This is a genomic window from Levilactobacillus tongjiangensis (genome assembly GCF_003946345.1).
Lineage (GTDB): Bacteria > Bacillota > Bacilli > Lactobacillales > Lactobacillaceae > Levilactobacillus > Levilactobacillus tongjiangensis.
The window spans coordinates 1-10,800 of record NZ_RHNY01000034.1 but is presented as its reverse complement, the minus strand read 5'-3'; the positions used below and the strand labels follow the sequence as shown (position 1 = coordinate 10,800).

Annotated in this window: 8 protein-coding genes and 3 pseudogenes; 5 read left to right on the top strand and 6 right to left on the bottom strand. The window is 37.0% G+C overall.

Annotated elements, in window-relative coordinates; all coding sequences use genetic code 11:
* Both EKM75_RS12515 and EKM75_RS12510 read right to left on the bottom strand, forming a co-directional pair.
* A pseudogene (locus EKM75_RS12515) lies at window positions 1-72 on the bottom strand (recombinase family protein); the annotation flags it as partial.
* Between the two features lie 109 nt (window positions 73-181).
* Window positions 182-1,261, bottom strand: coding sequence for an FRG domain-containing protein (locus EKM75_RS12510; protein ID WP_053339308.1), 1,080 nt, complete (start codon window positions 1,259-1,261; stop codon window positions 182-184).
* 305 nt (window positions 1,262-1,566) lie between these two features.
* Between EKM75_RS12510 and EKM75_RS13090 the strand changes: the two genes are divergently transcribed.
* From EKM75_RS13090 to EKM75_RS12490, 4 genes are all read left to right on the top strand, one after another.
* Complete coding sequence (locus EKM75_RS13090) at window positions 1,567-1,644, top strand: putative holin-like toxin (protein WP_076661461.1); 78 nt, start codon at window positions 1,567-1,569, stop codon at window positions 1,642-1,644.
* Window positions 1,645-1,932: 288 nt separating this feature from the next.
* Entirely contained in the window at window positions 1,933-3,324 is a 1,392-nt protein-coding gene (locus EKM75_RS12500) for an MFS transporter (protein WP_053339309.1), read from the top strand.
* On the top strand, window positions 3,324-3,986 hold the full coding sequence (locus EKM75_RS12495; protein WP_014940864.1) for an HD domain-containing protein: 663 nt from the start codon (window positions 3,324-3,326) through the stop codon (window positions 3,984-3,986). The genes EKM75_RS12500 and EKM75_RS12495 overlap by 1 nt, the downstream gene beginning before the upstream one ends.
* On the top strand, window positions 3,976-5,076 hold the full coding sequence (locus EKM75_RS12490) for an S-adenosyl-L-homocysteine hydrolase (RefSeq protein WP_125694937.1): 1,101 nt from the start codon (window positions 3,976-3,978) through the stop codon (window positions 5,074-5,076). The genes EKM75_RS12495 and EKM75_RS12490 overlap by 11 nt, the downstream gene beginning before the upstream one ends.
* Before the next feature lie 361 nt (window positions 5,077-5,437).
* Here EKM75_RS12490 and EKM75_RS12485 read toward each other — a convergent pair whose 3' ends face one another.
* On the bottom strand, window positions 5,438-6,664 hold the full coding sequence (locus EKM75_RS12485; RefSeq protein ID WP_058906975.1) for an IS110 family RNA-guided transposase: 1,227 nt from the start codon (window positions 6,662-6,664) through the stop codon (window positions 5,438-5,440).
* 215 nt (window positions 6,665-6,879) lie between these two features.
* On the opposite strand from EKM75_RS12485, the gene EKM75_RS13085 reads away from it, so the two are divergent.
* A complete protein-coding gene (locus EKM75_RS13085) occupies window positions 6,880-6,969 on the top strand; it encodes a putative holin-like toxin (RefSeq protein WP_021353390.1) in 90 nt (29 codons plus the stop codon).
* A 155-nt stretch (window positions 6,970-7,124) separates the two neighbouring features.
* On the opposite strand, the pseudogene EKM75_RS12475 reads toward EKM75_RS13085, so the two are convergent.
* From EKM75_RS12475 to mobQ, 3 genes and pseudogenes are all read right to left on the bottom strand, one after another.
* A pseudogene (locus EKM75_RS12475) lies at window positions 7,125-7,721 on the bottom strand (hypothetical protein); the annotation flags it as partial.
* Window positions 7,720-8,449 (bottom strand): annotated as a pseudogene (locus tag EKM75_RS12470) (DNA topoisomerase); the annotation flags it as partial. The pseudogenes EKM75_RS12475 and EKM75_RS12470, both read right to left, overlap by 2 nt.
* Complete coding sequence (mobQ, locus tag EKM75_RS12465; protein ID WP_125694935.1) at window positions 8,424-10,487, bottom strand: MobQ family relaxase; 2,064 nt, start codon at window positions 10,485-10,487, stop codon at window positions 8,424-8,426. The pseudogene EKM75_RS12470 and the gene mobQ, both read right to left, overlap by 26 nt.
* Between the last annotated feature and the right edge of the window lie 313 nt (window positions 10,488-10,800).

Genomic DNA, 10,800 nt, shown 5'->3' with positions numbered 1-10,800 from the left:
TTTTAAAGCCGCTAACTGTCGATCTAAATGTTGCTCCTTGGAACTCACACGCGCATAACCGATTTTAGCCATTTCCAGCTCTCCTTTTGGACAGTTCTAATGAACACTTGTAATTCTTAGTATAGCACAGAAACAAAAAAGGCCACTAGGGTATACCCTAATGGCCTTTAAACATTTTTTATTAAAAATTATTTTTTATATAACTAGCCACATTTTCTTTGTCTGGAAATAAAGTAGCCTGGTTTATTTCCAATGATTGATTTAATTCGTTTAAAATTTGTTGCTTTTTTTCACCAGGAATTACTAATCTAATTGGCTCATTGTGTCCATTGTACAGAGATACTTTGTTATCAATATCATCATGAATATTTTCCAAGCTACATGATGTACCATCATAAGGTTCAAAAAGGAAAAAACCACTTTGAGCTCGTAAGCGTTCATTATTAATTGAAGGTTCGACGAAAAATGGGTGAAGTAAAGTTCTAAAGTTGATTAGATCAGCAAAATAACCAGTATCTCTTTTAATATCATGATACAGGCATTGCATTTCATAAGACTGATTTATTTCTTTATAGAAATCATTTAGTGAGTCATATACTTTTTGGTTTTCCTCAGAAAGTTGTTCATAATAGCCCTCTGGGAACTGCTTGACCAGATCCATGTACCAACTTTGGTATAAATGATTTTCATCTTCTTTCAACAAATCATCAATATTTTTGTTGAAAGAAGATATTTTTCTATAAATACTTTTCTTTTTTTCTTCGTCCATCAATGCTAATGTTGATAAGACTTCCACGGTGTCACTGCGACTACTATAGTATGTGAAATCATCAATATTTTGTGTCTTGTTAGAAAAAAACATGGTAACTATCCCGTCTGTTTCATGTCTTTCAGAATCAAGATGAGATTGACAGGCAAAATAAAGAGCGACAAGAGCATTGGTCGTTACATCTAATAACCTAGTTGGCAAGCCAAAATGTTGCATATAAGACAGGCGAGAAAAATTGTTTTCTAAATTGTTAAAATCGTTTGCGTACCTACGCATGTACTCATTAGTAAATGAATATTCATGGGTATATCCGGAGAGCTCTTTTTGTCTAAAGATGCTAGCAACGTTATTACTACTTTTGAAGTCATTTGACTGTCCTCTATAGAAAAATCGTGGTAGCAAACCTCTTCCATCAACTGTTACATTAGCTTTTATAGACTTTAGGGATTCTGCTTTTTTGCTTAAAAAACTATTTACAGATTGAATATTCAAAATAGAACCTCCTATAGATATAAGCAAGCACTCTGATAAAATGAATCAATTACCGTATTTTTATGCTCAATGTTCTTACTAAGATGACTTACGTTAATACACTAATCCAGGTTAGAATGAAGTACACTACTGATTTAAAAATATGTTTCTAAAAGAATTATATCTCTGTATAATGAATCAAGTAGAGAAGTTAAGGCGGTGGCTATTTCCGATCGGAGGCGGTGCTTATGGTGTTAAACCTTTAAAGCCCATAAATCCTAACGAAAGGAGTAGCCTAAGTGTCCGTTTCGGACGCTTTACAATTAATGCTAGCTTTCGGTACATTTATCGTGGCCTTGATTGCATTAATTGTTGAGCTGATCAAAAGTCAGCAAAAAAAATAATCCGTCTTAGCTTTTGGCAGGGCTAACGGATTATTTAATCTATTATTAAACTTTGCCACCGTCTTAAACGGCTCTACATGGGAAGCCCTGTTCTAGCGGGGCTTCCTTTTTCTGTTTACATTATAGCATGGCTATAACGGACTTGCGACTATTTTAAGTGTAGTTTCTCAAAGGCTAGAGAAACTATTGTTCGTTCTTGAAAATATGTAGGAGCAACGGCCTAAGAACCATATATAGTGGTATAATATGTAATAAAAAACTATATGTAGTGTTTGGAAGGTGTAATTCTTGGTTCAAGAGAAACACAACAAACTATTGAGCGCAATAATTTCGATTGGTCTTTTAAGCTTTTTAGGAATAGTGGTTGAAACAGCGTTAAACATAACCTTCCCACAATTAACAACGTATTTTTCTATACCTATCAGTCAAGTTCAATGGTTGACTACTGGATATATGCTAGTCTCAACTAGTTTGATTCCATTGGGTTCATTCTTTTTAAGACGGTTTCGTGTGGTAACTTTATTTAGAGTTTCGTGCTTAAGCTTTTTAGTCGGTACGTTGGTTGCAAGCTTTTCCAACAGCTTTAATTTAGTTTTGCTAGGCCGCTTATGTCAAGGCATTGCTGATGGAATCGCGTTACCGTTGATGTTTGCTGTCATACTAGATCAAGTGCCAAAGAAAAAAGTTGGCACTTTTATGGGGCTAGGTAGCTTAGTTATTGCCTTTGCACCAGCAGTGGGTCCCATATATGGTGGCATAATTCAGGACACATTCAATTGGCATTTTCTATTTATAATTTTAATACCAATTATTATGGTTACCTGGCTGCTTGGTGAGCTTAGCATTGAACAAAGTTCACCGGTTCATTACGTTCCCTTTGATGTCCGTGGGGGCATTTTCTTGGCCATTTTTTTGACAACGACGTTGATGTTTATTGTTAACTTGACTGCTAACAGTAGCTCTTTTAAATTGTATTTATTTTTACTAGGAACAGCTTTTTTTAGTGGCTTACTTTTCCTTCTTAATGAGAAGCATAAGAGCCATAAATTGTTGGAATTAAGTCTCTTTAAAAACAAACGCTTTTTGCAGTTGTTAAGTGCTTTTTTTCTATTGCAATTCAGTTCTTTGAGTATGTCATACTTAATCCCTAATGTGCTACAAATACTTTTTGCCCAGTCACCTGGTTTGGTAGGTTTTCTAATTGCTCCTGCCGCTGTGATTGATGCAGTGCTATCGGTGGTTGCTGGTATTATTTACGATAAAACTGCACCCCGCTTACCCATTATAAGTGGCTGTATAATCATTGGACTGACCTTTTTGGGCGCCAACCTATTTACACCAAGTATTGGCGGGCTGGTTTTAATATATATGCTTTTTATGGTGGGATTGAGCTTTAGCTACAGTAACATCATGACCTATAGTTTGTCTCAATTACCTGCTGGGTTAGTAAATGATGGTAATTCGATTTATATGACGGTTCAAGCTTATTCAGGAGCAGTTGGAATTGCAATATCGTCCTCTATTGTTTCTTTATTGCAGAAACAACAAGGGAGTGTAATTTCAGGGACAAAATGGGGGTTAGCAATCAATTTCTTGATTTTGTTTTTTGTTGCCGTATTCACAATTTCTCTATGCTTGATAGCTTTACGAAATAAAGTAATTAAAGGAGATAAAGAGTAATGAGTTTAGATGATATAAAATCATTTTCTAAAGAAAATATGGCCTTTGATCCAACTGGGCATGATTTTCTTCATGCCCAAAGAGTGGCTAAGTTAGCTCAAAAAATATATACAGAAGATTTTAAAAAAGATGAAACTGATATTGGTCTGTATGTTGTGAAAGCAGCTAGCTATTTGCATGACACCATAGACGAAAAAGTCACTGCAGATAAAAAGAATAGACTGAGAGAAGTACGAATTATACTTAGCCATGAGAATATTGCAACTCCGGCTAGAGAAGACATTTTAGATATTATCCAACATATGTCATATTCTGACAACATTGAACACCATTACCAGCTTTCTAACGAAGGTAAATGTGTTCAGGACGCTGATAGACTTGATGCACTAGGTGCAATCGGCATAGCACGTGCATTTGCTTACGGCGGGCACGCTGGACAGGAAATATACGATCCCAAAATATCAGTGAAGGAAATCAAAACACACGATGATTATCGCCATCACAAAAGTACAACCATCAATCACTTTTATGAAAAGCTACTGAAATTAGCAAGTTCAATGAATACCAGAACGGGAAAGCAAGAAGCCAGTCGTCGAACAAAGTATATGCGTGATTTCTTATCTGAATTCCAAATGGAAACAGGTGTAAAAGATGAGACATAATGAGTATCTATTAGATAAATCGTATTTCGAAAAAGTCGCTGCGCTTTTTAATAAAGGGCAGTCTGATCCCCAAAAAATCCTTGTCGTAGAGCACGCCGTGATTAACAGTTTGGATTTTATAGACTATTTATGTGAACACTACGAAGTGTACTTTATACCCAAGCCCAAAAGTATTGATCGTAAAGTCCTTAAACATTTATCAAAGACTTGTACAATATTAGATGTTTCTAGGAAAGAATTAGCAGGCGTTGATACACCTAACTTGATAAAGGAAATTGTCGGACAGGACACGTTTGCAATTATTGATATTGGTGGGTATTTTGTACCAAGATTAAGTGACATTCAGAAACAGTTTAAAGGTCAATTGGTTAAAATAATCGAGGATACGGAAAATGGCTACCAAAAGTATGAAGATAAGCTGTCCAATAATTCAATATCAGTCCCAATACTATCAGTGGCAAGAAGTTCTTTAAAAATTGAGGAAGATTTTTTGGTTGGACATGAGATTGTAGTCAAATCCGAAATCTTTTTAGCAGATTATGGAACGACGCTTTTAGGCAAGAAAGTACTAGTTATTGGCTATGGTAAAGTTGGCTCCAGTATAGCGGGTAATTTAAGAAAACGTGGTGCAATAGTCATAGTTGCTGATAAAAGGGCAATACGATTAGCTAACGCATTAGCCCATGGGTACCAAATAACTAATGATATATATACTGAGCTAATTGACGTTGATATTGTGTATATAGCTAATGGAGAGAAGTCTATTGATACTCTTCAACTAAAAAAATTGGATTTGAAACATACTTTATATAGCTTTTCTGTAACTTCAGCGGACGATACTTTTAAAAATAGTCAAATGATCAACAAATTACCCCACTATGGACACAATGGTGGGTATAAAATTTTAAAAACTAAAAGCAATAGGACTGTTATTCTAGCAAATTCAGGAAACGCAATTAATTTCACATACTCTATATCAACATTAGCTTCCTACGTCCAATTAACACAGGCTGAAATGGCAGTTATACTACAAAAAGACATTTCAGGTGAAGAAAATCAGGGAATTGTTGAATTAAATAAAAAAGCTTAAAGAATTATACAAATAAGCTCTGGTTGCTACCGACAAAGAGATTTTAAGCTGTTTTTAGTTGCTGCTAAACTTTGATCGTAGTATTAAACAAAAATACCTTATTAAGCGCAACTTTCACTGAAACAGTTGATAACAATATTAAGATGAAATTTGGTTTCCTCGTCAAAGTTTCTGTATAATAGATTAAGCAGGAAGTTTTCTACGTAAAGTCAAGTATATTAGGACTCTAAAGTTTTAATTTATGACATATTTGGCATTATTGCTTTAATTGAGGCGTTTTTTTCTAAATTAGGAGCATCACAAAGGGCTTCAAAGAAATTACTTCTTTGAAGTTAACTTAGGCTATAATGAACCTGATCAATTAATTACGACAAAAGTCTTTTTGATTATTGTTGGCTACGTTGTAATCATACATTTGATCAGTGATAATCAAAATATATATCGTTCTAAGCAGTTTATGGATTGAAGCAATGGCAATTTTCTTGAACCCCTTCGTTTGAGAAAATTGCTTTTTTCGTTCATAGTAATCTGCTATATGACATGGACTAGTCTTAGCCGCTAGATCGATTTGTCCAATTGCACGATAAAGAATCTTCCGCGCAACGGCATTGCCGTGCTTAGAAATCCTTAAACTAGAATCTTTTTCCCCTGATTGATATCTACCTGGATCAATACCAACAAAAGCATTTATCTTGTTTGGATTACTGAATCTTCTAATGTCGCCTAATTCGGCTAGAATTCGGACATCAGTTATTTCAGCGATACCAGGAATGCTCATTAAGATTTCTAGATCGCGATTAGGCAAAGTCTTAGCTAATTTAATCATTTCCTCTGATCTCCGCTCGCGATCAGCTGTAAGCCGTAATAATCTATTGGCGTAATAAACCACTTCATCACGCTCCGGGTCGTCTTGATCAACTGCTGGATAAGCTAAATCCGCGAGATGCTTAAGTTTAATAGCTAGTTTTTGAGCACGGTTAATACCATAACCTTTAAAATCTTTAATTTGCTTAGCGATGGTTGATACTTCAAGATTTCTAACATCTTGGCAGTGCGGAAAGAGCTCAACTAAATACCAGTAATTAACACCTCTAGAGTTATTGAAAATGGTTTCTAATTCTGGAAAAGTTAACTGTAAATATTTATGAAGTCGATTCTTGGAAGAAATAATATCGTGAGTTAATTCCTCATAAGCCCGACTTAAAGACTGCAATTGATGATAAACATCAGGCTCTTTTCGATTAGGTTGATGCTGATTTTGATCTTGAGCTAGTGCCAAATGGTAAGCATCATTACGATCGGTTTTATTGCGACGTAAGCCCTGATTAATTTCTTTCTTAGCCTTTAAAGGATTAAGAAGAACATAATCATAATCGTATTCATCTAAAAATCTAGTAATTCTGCGTGAATAAACTCCAGTTGCTTCTAAGATGATTTGTGGATGTTCGGCGTATTCTTTTAGATCTATCAACAGAGTTTTAAAGCCGATAGTATCGTTAGTGATCTTATATTCTCGTGTGGCGCCACTCTGAAGTACACAAACACTGGAATCACGACTACTTACATCTATGCCAAAGACAATGCTCATTTTTAAACCCTCCTAAATAGCTGTTAGTGGTTGGAACGTATTTACTAAGGTAATTATTTCTAATTTTCTAAACTGGACATCAAGTGTCGACATTCTTCGAAGAGAATACTAATTACTAAGTAAAACTGCCTGTTTTAAGGGCGGTGGCTGTCTTTTCCCTTGCGAGGTGAGGCCCATGGGAACATGGAATAATCTTCAGGAAGGTTTCACAGTCAATGAGCGTCTTCCAGACACTCTCGTTGATGTTGCTGTTTGGCACGTTTTTAATCGCGCTCCTCAGCTATATCGACAAGCACCACAAATAAAAAAGCCGCCCTGCGTAACTTTGGCCAGTTACAGGGTAGCTTAATGCTGTCTTATTAACTTCGCCACCGCCTTTGAAGCGGCTTGCGTGGGAAGTCCTGTTTTCGGCGGGGCTTCCTTTTTCTGTCTCCATTATAGCATGTCCCTTAAAAACTGGCTAACGTTTTAGGCTTTGATCAGGTTCAGAATCTGGTTGTTTAATTTCTGGATTCTGTTTAGCAAATGCTTTCAGTTGTTTTTGAGTTCGATCACTAATTTCTTGGTGCACATCGTTTAACTGATTTTTTAATTGCGCTTTTTGTTGTGGACTAGTTGTTTGTTGAATTTGTTGTTGCAAGCCTTGATAGGACTTATTCAGTGACTGGGCTGCTAGCTTTTTTAAATCGTGCTCAGGTCCTTCTTGTGCTTCTTGCAAGCCTAATTATTTGGTTAAGCCATCGCTAAGCTCAATCACTTTGTTGCTAACTTGCTGGATTTCACTTAAAGCACTATGGATCACAGCTGTATCTTTAGCCCAGGTAGCCACATAACCGAGTGAATAGTTACTGGTATCAACGCCAATATTTTGCATGGCAACATATGCGACCGCTTCGGCCTGGGTTTCCTGATAGGCTCGTGGCCGATCTTTAAAGGCTGATTTTAAGCCGTGTAGCTGGCTATGCGCATATTCATGATATAACGTCTTCAATTTTAAAGCATTATCGGATTCATCACCACCAATAACAATTTCATTAGTGCTGGGTTGAAAATACCCTTAAAACCAGGTCATAGACTTGTTGCTGTAATTTAGGCAAGCTGGCTAGTTTCTCTTTCGTCGGCACGACTTTAGTCATAATAATGGCGTAGTGTTCTTCAACCTTCTTTCCATTAACATAGCGCTTATTCGGGGCGATATTGGTTAAAGCGACTGGCTTAGAGACTAACCCCAGATACTTAGGCAGATTAGCCCCTAAATAATCAAATTCTTCATCAGTGATATAAGCACAATCGGTGCGGGGATAACTGAGCAGTTTGTCTTCGTATAAACTCTGAATGGCCGCCAAAGTCTGGCTGGCACTGGCATGATAACGTTTATTCATGGCACTCTGGAGACTGGATAGTGAGAATAGTTGGGGACTAGCACGCTTTTTAGCCTGGTTTTGAATGCCCTTGATTAAACCAGCCTGTGAGCCTTTCTGAACGTGTTTAGCTTGCATGAATGCCATTAGCCCTGTTTCGTCTTTAAATCGCTGATAGGGGCCTAATTTTGCGACGAATTCTTGCTAATTAGCAAGAATTTCAGCATTTAGTTCAAAATAGGGTTTCGGATTAAAGGTTTTGTTTACCTGGTCTCTTTGATAGACCATACACAAGGCTGGCAGCTATACGTAACTAATCGAGCATACCAAATTTTTCTCAATATAAAATACATTATGGGCTACCATTCATACCAATTAACCAGTCGCTAATTTTGTGATTACAAGTGCATGCCCCCATCTTCATGCCGGTTTCGAGTTTGGTGTTGCCGTTGCTTTTTCGTCATTTCCCACTCAGTCTTCTTTAAACCTTGCGCCTGTCTTTGTCGTTGGTAATCTTCATCACGAGCATATAGAACAGTCATGATCGCGTCACTAAAGGCCGTCTTTAAGTAATAGTCTGGACTAACTGGCTTGTAATTTAGCGGTTGATAATGTCCAATATTTACTTTTCTATACTGGTCGTCCTTGGCTTGTTGCCCTTTTAACTGCTTTTGGATTTTCTCGATCTGACTGTTCTTAATCGTCGGATCGGCTTTGCATTCGCCAAAAAAGAGTTGTTTAGTGCCATCATGCTTTAAAACCCGTTGTAAGTGATGATTTTCTAACTGATCTAAGCTCAGCCGTCCCGATAAATAAGCTAGTCCTTGTTGATGTTCTTGGGGACTGAACACCTGTGGTGGATTTGCTTGCCACTGTTCAATTGTTTCAGCCTGACATGGCTTTAAAACAGGATCATAGTACATCACGGCTGTATAGGCTTGTTCCTGTTTAATCAATGGCAATCCATCTAAATCGCCTTTGGGAAAGGCCCTTTTTAATACTTCATGGTATTGCGTTTTAATGACTTGCTTAACGGCCATGATTGCCCGTAGGTCTTTGACTGCTCGAGTAATCTTTTGCTGCTCGGTTGGTGAATACTTTTCTAGTAGACCTTGATCAACGTGTTCTAAACTTTCTAAGCTATCATCATGAATCATCAGCGTATATTTAAGCTTGATTTTGACTTCCTTTTCTTGTTGCATTAATAACTTCCAGCCAACGTATGGCCGTTTGGTAAAGGTCAATAATTGTCGGGTCAATAAATCATCACGAATATTCATTAAACGTTCGTTTAATTCACTGCCTTTGAAAATCGTTTGTTCACTATTAGTTTCTTTAATCAATTCCCGTCGTTCAGCCGCGTTTGTCTGTTCAAAATCAAGCTCTGGATAAAGTTTTTTAGTCGTGCGATCAACTACTTTATTTAAGAGCTCATCTGCTTTTTTTAGTGAACTTTCTTGTTGGTTAATTGTCAATAATTGCTTAGTGACATCTTCACCAACAGCGTGCTTAATTAAGGTACTGTTTTTCCAATTAAATAGCATGCGCCGCTTATCATCTAAACTTTCCAAACTAATATAAGTTTTCAGTCCGTGGCTTAACTCTTTGACCACTTTTTTCTCGTTAAACGAGAAGTGTTTACTTAGGCTATCCAAGTGGCCTCGATTAACTACTTTCTCCTGCATATTTTTATAGCCAGCTTTGGACTTACGATAGTTCTTAACTTGTTGATTAAATGCCTTTCTTTCATGCCGTTTGCTATTGATTCCCTCATGTTGAGTTGGTGTATCATCTATTCCCTGCTCGATAAATGATTTTTCACTGATCCGATCCGGAATATTTTTTTGCTCTAAAACTTGATTGACACTAGCCGCCCAATTGTGCCGCCATTCAGTAATTTTTTCTTTTTTATCCCAATCAACTAGCCACACCTTTCTTGATCTTGGAAAACGACTATTTCCTGTATAAGTCTTGTTCCCATTTTCATCTAATATATTTTCCCTTTTACTTTTCAATCCCCATGTTCCGTCTGGATTAAATGGTCGGTTAGTTAACATCACATGTGCGTGCGGATTATCTGGGTGGTCGCGATGAATCGCTACATCAGCTACCATGCCTTGATCAACAAAATTTTCTTGCACGTATTTTGTCAATAATTCTTTCTGTTCATCTTCGCTTAGTTCAACTGGCAAAGCCACGTTAAACTCTTTCGCATACCGAGAGTTTGATTTACGATCTTTCTTTTCAACTTCATTCCATAATTTCTCTCTATCACTCGCCCATGATGGTGCATTTTTAGGAGTTAAAATAAAACTCTCTGGCATGACTGACCGAGCATAAAAATAGCTTCGACCTTCTTTTTGATCGAATAACTTTTCACCACTTCTATAACTTGCTCCAGCAATTGCGCTTCTTCCTTTTCCAGCACTAATATTACTAAAGCTCATGTGAAAAATTGCCATGTCTGTCACCACCTTTTTTGGGTTTATGGGTTTGCTTTTGTTGTCGCCAACGGCGACTTCTGATACAAGGGTTTAGCACAATAACACAACCAACTTTAGTTGTTGTGTGTAAGTGCGCATTGACCTCGTTTCACTCGGTCTTCTGATTCTATTAGCTTTAACTTAGTGTATGCCTTCCGCTTCGCTATTTCAACTTTTATACTTTGACTTAACGTTTCCCTTATGATATAGTGTCAGTGATTATTTCTAATATGATTGGAGGGATCGTTATGTCTCAAAGCAACTTAGAAAAACAAGAAGCTAAATTAAAAGC